Origin of the sequence: Rossellomorea marisflavi, from assembly GCF_022170785.1 — a bacterium.
Taxonomy (GTDB): Bacteria; Bacillota; Bacilli; order Bacillales; family Bacillaceae_B; genus Rossellomorea; species Rossellomorea marisflavi_B.
Genome location: NZ_CP081870.1, coordinates 2,905,413 through 2,920,472 on the forward strand (window position 1 = coordinate 2,905,413; position 15,060 = coordinate 2,920,472).

General features: G+C 51.6%; 17 protein-coding genes and 1 other annotated feature. Of the genes, 2 read left to right on the forward strand and 15 right to left on the reverse strand.

Features of this window, described 5'->3' with window-relative positions; all coding sequences use genetic code 11:
* Window positions 1-159: 159 nt before the first annotated feature.
* Genes nadA through nadB form a run of 3 tightly spaced genes read right to left on the reverse strand, consistent with a single transcriptional unit; the run spans window position 160 to window position 3,626 of the window.
* Window positions 160-1,257 carry a quinolinate synthase NadA gene (gene nadA / locus K6T23_RS15255; RefSeq protein ID WP_238281606.1) on the reverse strand — a complete coding sequence of 366 codons (1,098 nt, stop codon included), beginning with the start codon at window positions 1,255-1,257 and terminating at the stop codon, window positions 160-162.
* On the reverse strand, window positions 1,244-2,104 hold the full coding sequence (gene nadC / locus K6T23_RS15260) for a carboxylating nicotinate-nucleotide diphosphorylase (protein ID WP_238281608.1): 861 nt from the start codon (window positions 2,102-2,104) through the stop codon (window positions 1,244-1,246). Before nadC ends, nadA begins: the two co-directional genes overlap by 14 nt.
* The gene (gene nadB / locus K6T23_RS15265) at window positions 2,073-3,626 is read right to left on the reverse strand and encodes an L-aspartate oxidase (protein ID WP_238281610.1); all 1,554 of its coding nucleotides are present in this window, start codon (window positions 3,624-3,626) and stop codon (window positions 2,073-2,075) included. Before nadB ends, nadC begins: the two co-directional genes overlap by 32 nt.
* Window positions 3,627-3,751: 125 nt before the next feature.
* Between nadB and K6T23_RS15270 the strand changes: the two genes are divergently transcribed.
* Both K6T23_RS15270 and K6T23_RS15275 read left to right on the forward strand, forming a co-directional pair.
* Window positions 3,752-4,867, forward strand: coding sequence for an IscS subfamily cysteine desulfurase (locus K6T23_RS15270; RefSeq protein ID WP_238281612.1), 1,116 nt, complete (start codon window positions 3,752-3,754; stop codon window positions 4,865-4,867).
* 31 nt (window positions 4,868-4,898) lie between these two features.
* The gene (locus tag K6T23_RS15275) at window positions 4,899-5,435 is read left to right on the forward strand and encodes a transcription repressor NadR (RefSeq protein ID WP_056535120.1); all 537 of its coding nucleotides are present in this window, start codon (window positions 4,899-4,901) and stop codon (window positions 5,433-5,435) included.
* A gap of 58 nt (window positions 5,436-5,493) precedes the next feature.
* Here the strand turns inward: K6T23_RS15275 and pheA are convergent, their stop codons facing one another.
* The 12 genes from pheA to minC form a co-directional block, all read right to left on the reverse strand.
* On the reverse strand, window positions 5,494-6,342 hold the full coding sequence (gene pheA / locus K6T23_RS15280) for a prephenate dehydratase (RefSeq protein WP_056538370.1): 849 nt from the start codon (window positions 6,340-6,342) through the stop codon (window positions 5,494-5,496).
* A 260-nt stretch (window positions 6,343-6,602) separates the two neighbouring features.
* Window positions 6,603-7,058, reverse strand: coding sequence for an ACT domain-containing protein (locus K6T23_RS15285; RefSeq protein WP_048006227.1), 456 nt, complete (start codon window positions 7,056-7,058; stop codon window positions 6,603-6,605).
* Window positions 7,059-7,131: 73 nt separating this feature from the next.
* Window positions 7,132-8,421, reverse strand: coding sequence for a GTPase ObgE (obgE, locus tag K6T23_RS15290; RefSeq protein WP_056535118.1), 1,290 nt, complete (start codon window positions 8,419-8,421; stop codon window positions 7,132-7,134).
* A 30-nt stretch (window positions 8,422-8,451) separates the two neighbouring features.
* Window positions 8,452-8,982, reverse strand: a complete 531-nt coding sequence (locus K6T23_RS15295; RefSeq protein WP_053426442.1) for a Spo0B C-terminal domain-containing protein — start codon at window positions 8,980-8,982, stop codon at window positions 8,452-8,454.
* Between the two features lie 143 nt (window positions 8,983-9,125).
* Window positions 9,126-9,416: a 50S ribosomal protein L27 gene (gene rpmA / locus K6T23_RS15300; protein WP_034757227.1), complete on the reverse strand. Its 291-nt coding sequence runs from the start codon at window positions 9,414-9,416 to the stop codon at window positions 9,126-9,128.
* Between the two features lie 12 nt (window positions 9,417-9,428).
* The gene (locus tag K6T23_RS15305; protein ID WP_056535115.1) at window positions 9,429-9,758 is read right to left on the reverse strand and encodes a ribosomal-processing cysteine protease Prp; all 330 of its coding nucleotides are present in this window, start codon (window positions 9,756-9,758) and stop codon (window positions 9,429-9,431) included.
* Window positions 9,759-9,769: 11 nt separating this feature from the next.
* Window positions 9,770-10,078: a 50S ribosomal protein L21 gene (gene rplU / locus K6T23_RS15310; protein ID WP_238281614.1), complete on the reverse strand. Its 309-nt coding sequence runs from the start codon at window positions 10,076-10,078 to the stop codon at window positions 9,770-9,772.
* 13 nt (window positions 10,079-10,091) lie between these two features.
* Window positions 10,092-10,168 (reverse strand) — a sequence feature (ribosomal protein L21 leader region).
* Between the two features lie 67 nt (window positions 10,169-10,235).
* A complete protein-coding gene (locus K6T23_RS15315) occupies window positions 10,236-11,666 on the reverse strand; it encodes an Rne/Rng family ribonuclease (RefSeq protein WP_238281615.1) in 1,431 nt (476 codons plus the stop codon).
* Between the two features lie 88 nt (window positions 11,667-11,754).
* Window positions 11,755-12,621 (reverse strand): M50 family metallopeptidase, encoded by an 867-nt coding sequence (locus K6T23_RS15320; RefSeq protein WP_236556571.1) that lies wholly within the window; start codon window positions 12,619-12,621, stop codon window positions 11,755-11,757.
* Window positions 12,614-13,432 (reverse strand): peptidoglycan DD-metalloendopeptidase family protein, encoded by an 819-nt coding sequence (locus K6T23_RS15325; protein ID WP_337946913.1) that lies wholly within the window; start codon window positions 13,430-13,432, stop codon window positions 12,614-12,616. Before K6T23_RS15325 ends, K6T23_RS15320 begins: the two co-directional genes overlap by 8 nt.
* An 81-nt stretch (window positions 13,433-13,513) precedes the next feature.
* Entirely contained in the window at window positions 13,514-14,317 is an 804-nt protein-coding gene (gene minD, locus K6T23_RS15330) for a septum site-determining protein MinD (protein WP_056535109.1), read from the reverse strand.
* A 1-nt stretch (window position 14,318) separates the two neighbouring features.
* Entirely contained in the window at window positions 14,319-14,996 is a 678-nt protein-coding gene (gene minC / locus K6T23_RS15335; RefSeq protein WP_273546624.1) for a septum site-determining protein MinC, read from the reverse strand.
* Between the last annotated feature and the right edge of the window lie 64 nt (window positions 14,997-15,060).

Consider the following 15,060-nt stretch of genomic DNA (forward strand, 5'->3'; position numbering starts at 1 on the left):
TTCCCCTCCTCAGGCATAAGTCTATATATCCTATGATAAGATGGGCAAATTGCTAATCATCTACATAAAAACTTATGATTATGCCGATTCTTTTATGCCGGGGCCCCTGATTTGAACAGCACGAAAAAAAAACGCCGGAGAGAATCCCCCGGCGTAAGGTCAGGCCCGAATCAACATGCGCTCCAGTGCCCGAACGGCTTCTGTTGTTACGGAAGGTGCCACTCTGATCACATTGACAGGATCGTCTGCCATCACATGCTCAAGGGCCCATAGGAGATGCGGCAGGTCGATCCGGTTCATGGTGAGGCAAGGGCACATATACGGGTTCAACGATATGATGTGTTTATCTGGATGATTCGCAATGAGACGTTTCACCAGGTTCATTTCCGTCCCGATGGCCCACGATGATCCGGATGGTGCACGCTCGATCATGTCGATGATATATTTGGTGCTGCCGTTATAATCGGATTGCTCAACCACTTCCCTCCTGCACTCAGGGTGGACGATGACCTGCATGTCCGGGTGATTCTTGCGCACGCTCTCTATATTCTTCACGGTGAAATTCTCATGCACGGAACAATGGCCCTTCCAAAGGATGACTTTGATGTTTTCAAAATCCCCATCATAGACAAGGTCATTTGTGGCTGGATCGAATACGGCCATGTCATCCAGGGATATCCCGAGGTCTGCAGCCGTGTTCCTGCCGAGGTGCTGATCAGGGAGGAACAGGATCCTTTCTTTTTCCCTCAGTGCCCATTCCACCATCTTATGGGCATTTGACGAGGTGACCGTTGCCCCCCCGTACTTTCCTACAAAGCTTTTAATGGCTGCGGTGGAATTCACATAGGTCAACGGCAGGATCCCATCGCCAAACGTCTCCGTCAATTTTCTCCAAGCTTTCTCTGTCTGGAAGATATCGGCCATGTCGGCCATGGAACACCCTGCCCGCATGTCAGGGAGGATGACCGTCTGTTCGGGTGAGGTCAGCATATCAGCTGTCTCTGCCATGAAATGGACCCCGCAGAAGACGATGTACTCCGCTTCCTTATTCTCGGCTGAAACCTGTGCGAGCTGGAGTGAATCCCCAACGGCATCGGCAAACTGGATCACTTCATCCTTTTGATAATGATGACCAGGGATAAAGAGCCTGCTTCCCATCAGTTGTTTGATCTCCCTTACCCTTTCCTCCATTTCAGCCGTCGTCATGGAGGTGATGGACGGTGGAAGGGAAACATGCAGTGTATCAAGAATTCCCATGTGTTTGTTCATCCTTTCTGATGTCCACTCGTGCGCTGATGTCGAGTGCCGCGACCGAGTGGGTCAAGTATCCGAGTGAAATGTAGTCGATCCCTGTCCACGCATAGTCTTTAAGCATTTCACGGGAAATGCCCCCCGACGCTTCCGTGATGATCCCGGCGGGAACGTGGCGCATCCATTCCTTGATCTCTTCCGGGGTGCAATTATCGAACATAATTACATCCACATGGCTTGCGACAGCTTCGATGAGTTGTTCTTCCGTCTCGATCTCCACTTCGATCTTCACCATATGCCCCGTAGCCGACCGAATCGTTTCCACAGCCTTGGTGATGGAACCGGCAAAAGCGATATGATTATCCTTCAGCATCACGGCATCGTAAAGCCCAAATCGGTGATTATACCCTCCCCCGACCCTGACAGCATATTTCTCGAGCATGCGCAGGCCTGGTGTCGTCTTCCTGGTGTCACAGATTCTCGCACCGCTTCCCTCGACAGCCTTGACCGCTTCTGCCGTTTCTTTCGCAATCCCGCTCATGCGTTGAATGAGATTGAGAATAACCCTTTCTCCCTGCAGAAGATCCTTCATCCTGCCCTTCACGGTTCCAAGGTGCTGCCCCTCAACCACGATCTCCCCATCCTTTACGAAAAGATCCACTTCAATGGATGCATCAAACATGGCGTAAGCGGTCCGGACGATGTCTTCTCCGCAAAAGACACCAGGCTGTTTGGCCATCAGCGTGATCATCCCTTCCTGTGAATGAAAGAGCGTCCCTGATGAAAGGTCCCCCTCCCCCAAGTCCTCCCTGTAAAATTCCTCAAGCATGGATCTTAGTTTCAACAGATTCATAGACAGACACCTTCAACCTTCCCGTTTGTATTTTCATGTGAATGCTTTTTTTATCCCATGCCGGACGCTTTTTGGGATGATCCCTCCTGATGTGGCCACCCCTGCTTTCTTCCCGCAGGAGGGAAGCCGTCCCGATGAGACGTGAAACAACCCAGATTAAGTAATCTTCCATGTCCTCGACGTCCAGATCGTCCATCTTGCTTTCATAGGTGAGACCGAATCCACCCAGCCATTGCATTAACCGCTGCAGGCCCTCCTTCGAGCGGATGATGCCGGCTTCTTCCATCATCCTCTTCTTTAACATGGTGCGATCGGGAAGTTGTCCGGGTGTGCCTGTGATCGGTGCATGGGCGAGTGGTGCGGTCTTCGAGGGAAGCGCCTCCTTTAAATGGTCCGCAAGCCTCTGCCCATATACAATCCCTTCCAGTAAGGAATTGCTGGCTAATCGATTCGCCCCATGAATCCCGGTGCATGCAGCTTCCCCGATTGCATACAGGCCATCAAGATTCGTCCTCCCAACGTCATCAACCACGACCCCACCCATGATGAAATGGCATCCCGGAGCCACAGGAATCCTCCCTCTTTCAATCGGAAATCCTTCTTTTTCACAGCGGGCCGTGATTGAAGGGAACCGGGTTGAGAAATTCCGGATACCTGTAATGTCGAGATACACGTTTCCTCCCCCGAGCCTTTCCCTGTAGATCGCTTCTGCCACCACATGTCTCGGCGCCAGGTCCTTCAATGGATGGATCGATTCCATAAGGGCTCTTCCGTCTTCCCTTACGAGCACTCCCCCTTCCCCTCTCACGGCTTCCGAGATCAGTCCCTTTGTTCTCCCGCCCGATATCATGAGGGTCGGATGGAACTGGATGAACTCCATATCGCCCACTACAGCTCCAGCCAAAAATGCCATGGCGATCCCTGTTCCGGTGACCGAAGGATGATTGGATGTGGACGCATAAATCCCTCCGACCCCGCCGCTTGCGAGGACGATGTGATCCCCGGTGTACGTATGTATCACACCCGCTTCATCCTTTGTTCTCACTCCGGCAATCCGTCCATTATGATCTTTCAGAAGATGATAGGCCATTTCTCCTTCGATGACCTTCACATTTTCAGAAAGGGATGAAATCAGGAAATCAATCAAGAACCTCCCCGTCTGATCTCCGCCGCTGTGCACAATCCTCTTCTTGCTGTGTGCTCCTTCCATTCCGAGTTTCGGATCAAAAGTCATGCCAGCTGAGAGCAATGCTTCCACGGCGCGTTTCCCGTCCTCGACGAAAGCCATGACCTTTCCCTCTTCCTGAAGACCTTCCCCGGCTATGATCGTATCCCTCATGTGAATTCCGGGAGAATCATCCGGGGAAAGGGCAGCCGCGATCCCGCCTTGTGCCAGGTAGGAGTTGGACGATTTCATCTGCGACTTTGTGATAATCATCACATTCATGCGATCTTGAATATTTTTTGCAAGCTGTAATGCGGCTACCCCGCTTCCGATGATCAATACGTCCGCTTTTCTCATAGAGAATCCTCCCGTTTTACCTTACAGGTGTCTTGACACATATATTTACACATTATTAAACTAATAACAAGAGTTTTTTCTTCCGAACTCATTTGTCAGATTATTCGATAAAGGATGATATCATCATGGATTATTTCGACTACGCCTCTACCACCCCCATGGATGCCAGAGTCCTGGACATCTATCGCGAGTTCGCCGAGCACTACTGGGGCAACCCGAACAGCCTTCACGATATAGGCGGATCAGCCAAGGAGATTCTCGGTCGGTGTACCGACACCCTTGCCAGCCTTTTTGGGGTGCCATCTGCAGGCTTGACCTTCACCTCAGGGGGGAGTGCAGGAAATGCTGCCGCCCTGATCGGCCTTTCTCACGGCAGGAAGTACCTGGGCTCCCATATCATCATCGGTGGAGCAGAGCATGCCTCCATCCATAACGCTGCTGGACAACTGCAGTCAGCAGGGTTCGAGATCACGTTCATCCCCAGTAGGGAAAACGGGCTCATCGATCTCCGGCGGCTGAAATCGTCTGTCAGGAAGAATACGATCCTCGTCAGCATCGCCCACTGCAATGGAGAAATCGGGGTGATCCAGCCGATGGGGGATATCAAGGAGATCCTCCGCGACAGCGCTGCCCTGCTCCACTCGGACCTTGTCCAATCGTTCGGGAAGTGGCCCATCGAAGAGGCCATCCGTCATGCAGACAGCTTTACGGTCTCTTCCCATAAGATCCACGGTCCGAAAGGGATGGGTGCCCTTTACATCGATCCGTCGATTGACCTCCTTCCTATACAGAGGATCTCAGGCACACCGGACCTGCCGGGTATCACTGCTTTTACGGCCGCTGCAGAAAGAGCCACCCCCATGCCGGATCATTATCAGATGCTGAGGAATTCCTTTTTCGCTTCCCTTGATTCGAAGATGGGGAACAGCTATCGCGTTTACGAAGGACCCGTGGGTCATCAGCTTCCACAGGTCATCGGGCTTGCGATCGAAGGCATCGAGGGGCAGTGGCTCATGCTTGAATGCAACCGTCGGGGCATCGCCATTTCCACGGGGAGTGCCTGTCAATCCGGGATGCAGGGAATTCCCATCACGCTGAAAAGCATGGGAGCTACTGAACGGGATGGAAAGGAGTTCATCCGGATATCGTTCGGTCCCTCCACGACACTGGAGAAAATCGACCGGCTCACCGACACCCTCGCCGAAGTCAGGCTGTCCATTTTAAGCGGGGGTGTGATATGATTTTCTTATCAATTACTCGGGGGAGATTACGTTGTCAGAGAAAAAATTATTAGGGGACGAGCGGCGGGATTGGATCCTCCATACGCTCAAAAGCAGAGGGATCCCCATCACGGGTGGGGAACTTGCAAAGGAGAGCAGGGTCAGCCGCCAGGTGATCGTCAGCGACATCACGCTCCTTAAGGCCAAGGGTGAACCGATCATCGCCACGAGCCAGGGATATCTTTACCTGAACCCCAATGAAGGAGCGCACCATGAAAAGACCGTCGCCTGTCAGCACACACCCGACCGGGCTGAAGAGGAGCTGAATCTCCTGGTCGATCATGGTGTCACTGTAAAGGATGTGAAGATCGAGCACGGGGTATACGGTGACCTTACCGCCTCCATCATGGTATCCAATCGCAAGGAAGTGAAGCAATTCCTCACGAAGATCAGGTCGACCAACGCCGCATTCCTATCTGAACTGACAGATGGCGTCCACCTTCATACCCTGTCTGCCACCACCAGTGAAGCACTTTCAGAAGCAGAAAACGCTCTGGAAAGGGCCGGCTTCCTGATCCGTTCTTTATAGCCAACCAGAAAGAGCCCCTGATGCATGTGCATCAGGGGCTCTTTGTGATCCTTTTCTATCAGGAGAGCATGAAGGAGGGGTAATGCCCGACCAGCTTTACGCTACAGCCAAGGGCCTCCATCTCATTGATCGCACCAGGGAGGAGGACGTCATCCAGCTCATGATCCACATCGATGAGGAAGAAGTAGTCGCCAAGCCCCGTTTTCAAAGGGCGCGATTCAATTTTACTCAAATTAAGCTGTCTCCAAGCAAATGCAGAAAGCACTTGGTGGAGTGCACCAGAACGGTCTTTTGGCAGGGTCACCATCAGTGTCGTCTTATGCAGGCTGGTTTCATGGGGAATCGAAACCTCCCTGTGCTTCTTATGAAGGACAATGAAACGGGTGTGGTTATAGGTCACATCATGGATATGATCATGGAGGATTGCCAGGCCATAGTGCTCGGCCGCAAGCTCGTTCCCGATCGCTCCCAGGAAGGATTCAGGGTGTTCACTGACAAACTTTGCCCCGGCTGAAGTCGAGGTCGACTGCTCAAGGGGCACGCCCTTATAGGTTCCGCGCAGGAACTTGTGACACTGTGCAAGGGCATGGGGATGGGACATGATTTTCTCGGGTTGTCCCGGTTGATCCTTCCAGTCGGGATGAACCATGAGATGCTGTTGAATCGCCGAGGTCAACTCTGCGACAATGGCAAGGTCGGCTTCATGGAACAGATAGTCAACGGTGATATGTACGGATCCTTCCAATGCATTCTCCAAGGGAACGACTGCATAGTCCACTTCCCCTTCCATGACCGCTTCAATGCAGTCAGGGATCGTGGTGAACGGGAGTGTTTCTTCTTCTGGGAATGCTTTCTTCACAGCAAGATCTGTGAATGATGATTGAGGGCCTAAATATGCGATTTTCACTGAACTCTTCCTCTCACCGGTAGATGGCTCATAGCTGAGCCTTAAATTTATTGAACATTCTATCACGTTGCTGTGGAAAGCGGAAGGGGGATTCCAAAAGACCAAAAGATTGAAATCGCTTTCTTTCCAGTCCCTCTGCTCCTTCATCTCACCTTCCGATTCTTTTTTGAAGCATGACATTCACTGTAGAATAGGGTGTTCCCTCAAATAGACGACTCTGTTTGTCCGTCCCATCATGTTGGGGATAAAAAAAAGAAGTGTCAGGCTCCCGAGCCCAACACTTCTACTTTTTCGACAAATTCAAGCCGGCGCAGCTTTCCGAGGAAATCCTCGAGGCCGATGGAGAGATCCGTCACATTCAGGGATAGGGTCACATTGGCCCTGCCCTGAAGCGGGATCGTCTGGTGGATCGTCAGGATGTTACAGCCATGCTTGGCCGTTTCACCGAGAAGATGCGAAAGCGTCCCGGAGCGATCCTCCAGCTGAAAGAATAAGGTGATAATCCGTTCCTTCACGATTGTGTGGAACGGAAAAACCGTATCCCTGTACTTATAAAAGGCACTTCTGCTGAGATCCACACGCTGGACGGCCTCCCAGACCGATTCAGCTTTTCCCCGTTCGATCAGTTCCTTGGCATCGAGCGTTTTCTTCATCGCTTCAGGAAGGACATCCTCCCTGACCAGATAAAACTTGCCTTCTTGAAATTTTTTCCCCAATGACAATTCCTCCTGTTATCCGGCTGAAGGGAAGCCCGAGGTCCAGCCGTCCCCTGCAGGGACGTCTGCTGGATCAGTCAACGAATTCAAATTCATATTTCATCAGTCGGATCGTATCACCGTTCTCTGCACCGCGCTCACGAAGGGCCTCATCCACACCGTATGAACGGAGCTGACGGGCGAAACGCCTTGTCGAGTCTTCCCTTGTGAAGTCGGTCATCTTGAAGAGACGTTCGATCTTCGCACCGCTCACGACGAATACACCATCCGGGTCGCGTGTGATTTCGAACTCTTTCTCTTCTTCTTCGTGCTTGTACATCACGCGGTGGATGCCTGTTTCCTCTTCTTCCACCTGAAGCGGGAACTCTGCTGTTGTCTCAAGTTTATCCGCTACAGCGAATAGAAGTTCCTTCAGCCCCTGTTGCGTGAAGGCGGAAATCGGGAATACCGGATACTCATCGTCCAAACGTTCCTTGAACGCCTTCAGATTCTCTTCGGCTTCAGGCATATCCATTTTGTTGGCTACGATGATCTGAGGGCGTTCAGTCAATCTTAGATTGTACTGCTTCAACTCCTCATTGATCGTCACGTAATCGTCGTATGGATCTCTTCCTTCCATCCCGCTCATATCGATGACATGAACGATGACACGCGTCCGCTCGATATGGCGGAGGAACTGATGTCCGAGTCCCACTCCTTCATGGGCTCCTTCGATCAGTCCAGGAAGGTCGGCCATGACGAAGGTTCTTCCATCTCCCGTCTCAACCATTCCTAGATTCGGTACGATCGTTGTGAAATGATAGGAAGCAATCTTCGGTTTCGCTGCCGATACAACGGAAAGCAACGTCGACTTTCCGACGCTCGGGAATCCGACAAGCCCTACATCGGCAAGAAGTTTGAGCTCCATGACGATATAGCGCTCCTGACCGGGTTCCCCTTTCTCAGACAGCTCCGGAGCCGGGTTGGCAGGTGTCGCGAATCGTGTATTCCCCCTGCCGCCACGGCCGCCTTTTGTGATCACGGCGCGCTGACCGTGTTCAAGCAGGTCGGCGATCGTTTCGCCGGTGTCATCATCCTTGACGACGGTACCGGGTGGAACCTTTACGATCATTTCCTCTGCGTTCCGGCCATGCTGGTTCTTACTCATGCCGTGCTCGCCCCTCGGTGCTTTGAAGTGGCGTTGGTAGCGGAAGTCCATCAACGTGCGCAGACCCTCATCCACTTCGAACACGACGTTCGCACCGTGTCCTCCGTCTCCACCAGCCGGTCCACCTTTTGGTACATATTTCTCACGGCGGAAGGCAACCATTCCGTTACCTCCATCTCCGCCTTTTGTGTAAATCTTGACCTGATCGACAAACATTTTTTCTTCACTCCTTACGCTCTCATGCCCTTATAATGAAACATGAAAAACGAGAACTTCTTCTTCGATTTGTTCAATGCTGATGTTGGTGCCATTTCGGCGCTCATTCTCCAGCCATTCCTTCATGGCGCCTGCATGACTTAGTATACCTGTGAAATCGAATATAAAACGGGGGGCGTCCTTGGTGATGTGCAGCAGGATTGACAATTGGTTTTCCCCATTGCCGCTGACACACTGTACCAGCTCGTCCACAAAGCGAGTGCACCAGGAAACCAATCCTTGATCGTCAAGTCCATGATCAGCGGTGCAATCGAGTATTTCGAAATCCAGCTTGATCATCGACCCGGACCAATTATATGTTAAGATCCATTCTGTCAGTAATGGAAGTTTCAAATTCGATAGCTTAGATTCGTTCTGTGCTGCGAGGACCATTTCTTCGATGACTTGTTTTGCCCGGTCGATCCGATTGAGATCGAGATTTCCCTTTATCAGTTGCAAATCATTCATCCAGTCGTGGCGTGCATGCCGCAGTACCTCGACGACATCCCATTTTCGGCTCATAATCTAACTCCTATACTAAGTGCTTATCTGTTAGTATAACAAAGATAAGACCCCTCCGTATATCGTTTATGAAATTTCACTTCCCCGCACATAAATAAAACTCTAACCGAAAGTCGGTTAGAGTTTTCGTTAAAGATATGCGATTAAGCTTCATTCGCAACAGGGTATACGCTCACTTTTTTCTTGTCACGTCCCATGCGTTCGAAACGAACAACACCGTCAGTTTTAGCGAAAAGTGTATCGTCACCACCACGGCCTACGTTTAGTCCTGGATAAATCTTAGTACCGCGTTGACGGTATAGGATTGATCCACCACTTACCATTTGACCGTCTGCACGCTTAGCACCAAGACGCTTTGAGATAGAGTCACGACCGTTTTTAGTCGAACCTACCCCTTTCTTAGACGCGAAAAATTGAAGATCTAATCTTAACATCTGTTCCACCTCCTACTTTTTGAAGGTTATTTTAATAAAATCACTGTAAGTAGTTTCAATCGTCTGCAGGCTTACCACCATGCCATCTAATAGCAGCTGGACGTTCCTGTCAGTCTCTTCCGGCAGGTCATCAGGGATGACACAGACGAAATGTCCCCCATCGTTTTGCTCGATGTGAGGTTCAATCCCCGTCAACGCCATGATGGCATTGACGCTTCCGAATGAAACGGCAGAAGCTCCGGCACAAACAATATCCTGACCATGCTCATCGAAATTCGCATGACCATCCATGGAGAAAGAACGGATCCTTCCCTTGGCTTTCTCTACCTTAACGTTGATCATGGGATCACGCCTTACGCTTTGATTGTGTCGATGACAACTTTAGTGTAAGGTTGACGGTGACCTTGCTTACGACGGTAGTTCTTTTTCGCTTTGTATTTGAATACTACAAGCTTCTTCGCGCGGCCTTGTTTTTCAACCTTTGCTGTTACAGTAGCACCAGCCACCAATGGGCTTCCTACTTTCACATCGTCGCCACCAACGAAAAGAACTTTGTCAAACGTTACCGTATCACCTTGCTCAGCGCTTAGCTTTTCGATGAAGATCTCTTGACCTTCCGTTACACGGATTTGCTTACCACCTGTTTCGATAATTGCGTACATAATCGCACCTCCTTAATAGACTCAGACTCGCCAATCACAGGTGACGGTTGCCCGTACTTCAAGACCTGTTATGAGCGGTTGTAGCACGGGTGCTACAATCAATAACAGTAGAATCCTATCATATTTCCGTGATGGATGTCAACACAATGAGTGAAAATCACTGGATCTTTGTGATTCGATAGAATGGATTCACTGCCTGGGTCTCCAGCCAGTCCACCTTCACCCCAAGACGGGCCTCAAGCCGGTCGATATGACGATCACCAGGTCCGGAAAATGCCGCCCGCACGTCAGGGGTCCCTTCAACCGACACGCAGGCAGGATGATCCATGTCCCAAATCTCACGTTCAAGTCTGAAGGCGAGGCTATCGGGACTTTCAGTGCGTCCGGTTCCCCCGCATGCATGACACGGCTCTGTCAGATACTCCTCCAGCGCCTGACGAGCACGTTTCCTCGTCACCTCCAGGATCCCGAGCTTCGTGAAGCCCTCCACCGTCGTCCGCTGGCGGTCGGCGCCGAGGGCCGTCCGGAACGCATCCTCTACCTGCTGACGGTCGCCCTCCGTCTTCATACCGATGAAATCGATGAGGATCATCCCGCCGATATTCCTCAAGGCGAGCTGATGGGCGGTTTCTTCCGCTGCTAGGAGATTGGTTTCGAGGGTTGTCTGTTCCATGGTTGCGCGCCCCGTGAATTTCCCGGAGTTCACATCCACCACCGTCATTGCCTCGGTGGTTTCAATCACGAGATAGGCACCGTTCTTCAACCAGACCACTTTCTTCAATGCCCTGTCCCACGCACTGTCGACTCCGTGCCTGCTGAAAATATCGTCACGTCCCTGATCGAACTCCACACTCCATCCTTCATGATGGGCTGCAAGGCTCTGAAGCTCATTGGAGAAGTTATAATCATCCACGAGGATCCGACCTTCTCCTTTTTTCATCTGTTCCTTGAGATCGTCCTTCAAAGCATCCTGATTCTCAAGGAGAAACGGGGCTTTTCCTTTAAGCGCACGCTTCCTAAGGTCCTCTGCCTTTCCCCTCAGGCGGACAATCTCTTCCTTGATGTCCTCTTCGGGAATACCCGCACTGCTTGTCCTGAGCACGACCCCTTCTTCTGGGAGCTTCCAGCGGTGTGCCACGGCTTTGACATGACTGCGTTCTTTCTCATCCAGCTTCTTTGAGGCCGCCACGTAGACCCCTTGCGGCATATAGACGAGGTATTCCCCCTTCAGCTCGATGACAGCGCTGAGCTTGGCTCCTTTTGTCCCCGTTGGATCTTTCGTGACCTGCACCAGGAGCTTTTCCCCTTCATGCACGGCTTGATTGATGGGCAGCGCTTCATCCCCTCCATGGAAGGCTCTGACATTATCAGGACAGTCCTTTGCATGCAGATAGCCGTTTTTGCCTTCACCGATATCGACAAACGCGGCATCCAGCCCTTTGTGGATCCGAACGACCCTGCCGATATAGAGATTCCCGGTCAAAGTGTCACCGACCGGTCGATACACGCGCAGCCCACTGACGGCTCCGCCTGATCTGGATACCCAGCGCTTTTCCCTCGTTTTCGCCTGGATGATGATTTCGTCCAACGCTGATACCCCCTTATCATAAAGAATCGGGAAGGGGCAGCCCCTTCCCGGCATATGTCCTTACTTTACCCTTCTCCACCGTACACAGTCAATAAAGATAGAGAAGATCCTTTGTTTTGGCCGATGTCATTTTGTCGGCAAAGAATGCGTGGAGGAGTTCGTTCTCATCAAGCTTCCCCACCTCCTGGCCATCCTTCATGACGACAAGGGGGTGCTTGACTCCCCTGTGGAAGCGTTCCACGACCTCAAGGACCGAAGATTCGCTATCGACGGGAAGGGGCTTCAGCTCCAAGAACTGACGATGATCACCATAGTAACGCTCCATCAGGAATTTCATGAACACGTACCGCCTTTGCTTCCAATCTTTCCATAAGGAGAAGTAGAGGAAGGTGAGGATCACCCAAAGGTTCAGGTTCGCCGGTGAAGTCAGCAGGACGAAGGCATGAAAGCACAGGAGAAGCGCGAACGACAGGAGGAGCGTGTATTCGTACGCCTTCAGGTAGTTCCATTTCATGGCCATGAGAAGGGAAACGAGCTTCCCTCCGTCAAGGGGCCAGATCGGCAAGAGATTGAAGAGGAGGACGGCAAGATTCAGATGCAGGAATAACAGGAATGTACCGGGAGCGATGATATCAAGGTTGGCGAGCACCCACCCAGCACCGATCATCCACACATGCTGGAGGGGACCAGCTGCCACGACCCAGAATTCCTCATCGAGTGACCGGTTCCCATGTTCATCTACTTCTGCCACACCACCAAAGGGCAGAAGGGCGATCCTTCTGACCCTCCACGAAAAATAGTGGGCCGTACAGGCATGACCGAGCTCGTGGATGATGATGATGCCAAGGAGCATGATCATCTCCGTAAAATGGGCCGTCATGACGGCCACGGCGATGACGACCCAAAGGAGGGGGTGGATATAGAATTTCCGAAGCATGGCTAAAAGATTAGTCAAAGGAGATCACCTGGACCGGATCGACGAATTCCTCCCCCATCTTGATGGCGAAATAAAATTCTCCCGATGCATCGTCCTCCGCTGCTGATACCTTTCCGACCGCTCCACCTTTTTCCACCTTTTCATACTGCTTCACGTCAATGGCCTCAAGATGCCCGTACCATGACTCCGATTTGTCTGCATGCTGGATGACGACCGTGTTGCCGAGGTCATCCTTTTTCCCTGCGAAGATAACGAGTCCCCCCTTCATGGCCCCAACCTCTTCTCCGAGACCTGTCTCAAGCATAATCCCTTGACCGTTCGTTTTGAAATTCTCCACCACCTTGCCCGTGGCAGGCATGGAAATCGCCGTTTCCTCCTTCGCCTCCTGTTTCCCCGTATCCGGAAGCAGTGCCAGGGGTTTTCCGAACTGATCCTCGTACCACGTAGAGACCGCAGCGAATTGAAAGTCGTTTTCCATCGTCTTATGCACCATGGTCCTCGCCTCTTCAAAGGCAGGGCTCGGGCTTTTGAACATGATCGCTGTCAAGAGGACCAGGATCCCGGAAGCAAGCACCTTCAACAAAAAGGTTTCCTTTTTGAAAAGGGGATGGCCATCGGATGGCGGTCCCCCTTCGAATGAGGATTGACCGATCCCGTATTTTTCTTCATCCCCCACCAACGGGACGATGGGGTACTCCCGGGACGCCCCGTCGTTCATTTTTTTTCGTCTGGCGATGCGCTTCCTGATTTCATCGGCTCGATTGCCCATCATCATCCATCCTTTTCTTTGGCTGCACGGGGATTCCCCTGCACCTTGTCTTGCTTTCAATGTATGACTTGTCCTAAATGATTATGACCGGGGAGGCACAAAAGCGCATAGAAAAACCCGTGCACTCATGCACGGGTTTGGTCAGGCTTTTACGCCGAATAATCGTTTGATTTTCGTAAAGACACCCGGTTTTTCCTCTTCAAGGGATTGAAGGGGTACGGACTCACCAAGGATCCTCCTTGCGATATTCCGATAGGAGATGGATGCTTTGCTCGTCGAATCGAGGGCGATGGGTTCTCCTTTATTCGAAGACCGGATCACGTTCTCGTCATCGGCTACGATTCCGATCAAATCGATGGAAAGATGGGTCGTGATTTCATTCACGTCGAGCATTTCCCCGCTTTTCATCATATGGTTCCGGATCCGGTTGATCACAAGCTTCGGAGGCTCGATTTCCTCCTGTTCAAGAAGCCCGATGATACGGTCGGCATCCCGGACCGCAGAGATTTCCGGCGTTGTGACGACGATGGCACGATCGGCACCGGCCACGGCGTTTTTGTATCCCTGTTCGATTCCGGCAGGGCAGTCGATGATGATGTAATCATAGTCCTGCTTCAGATCCTGGATCAATTTCTTCATCTGTTCCGGATTGACAGCCGATTTATCGCTTGTCTGGGCAGCAGGGAGAAGATACAGTTTATCCTCAAAGCGCTTGTCCTTCACAAGTGCCTGATGGACTTTGCAGCGGCCTTCCACCACGTCCACCAGATCATAGATGATCCGATTTTCAAGGCCCATGACCACATCAAGGTTCCTGAGGCCGATATCGGTATCGATCAAACATACTTTTTTGCCTTGTAGAGCTAATGCTGTACCAACATTGGCAGAAGTAGTCGTCTTGCCCACTCCGCCTTTTCCTGAAGTAACAACTATGGCTTCACCCACATTAGCGTCCTCCTTTGAAACTCGTAATATTTGGTCGAAGATGCCTCAATACCTGCAGTCGATCGACGACGATCTGACCCTCGGCATCCACGAATGCACACTCCATGTCATGCTCTTCATCTTCCTCCATCCGGTCCGGCGCCCGGTTCAGGGCATCTGCGATCCGGAGCTGGGAAGGGAGCATCCTCGATGCGACGATCACGGCATCTTTCCTGCCGTTGATGCCGGCATGGGCAATGCCTTTAAGTGTGCCCAATACGTATATATTCCCGCCGGCGTGGATCTTACCGCCAGGATTGACATCACCGACGACAAGGATATCCCCGGATACTTCAATCACCTGACCCGATCGCACAACACCGGTCATGGTCTCGATATTCCGTTCATCCACGAGTCTCTCCGCTTCATCCTTTGTCATGACATTGCTGGAGAGTCCGTTGACCACAAGGTTCCGCTTTTGCCTGACGATGTCCTTAAGTTCTTCGGATTGCTCATCGGTCACGTAGCGGTTCCCCGTCTGGATATGCACGGCCAGCGTATGGCCTTCGGTTTCACGATGATGGGCAGACAACTTTTCGGCAAGTTCTGCCTTCAGATCGTGAAACGAGCATTGATCGTTCAAATGGAGGGTCAGCCCCTCTTTCGTTCCTTTAATCACAACATTGGGCCTTTTATTCATGTTCATGGCGTCATTTTTCACCTCAGTCGTCATATAATTCGACATAAGCAGTGCTGATTCCTTT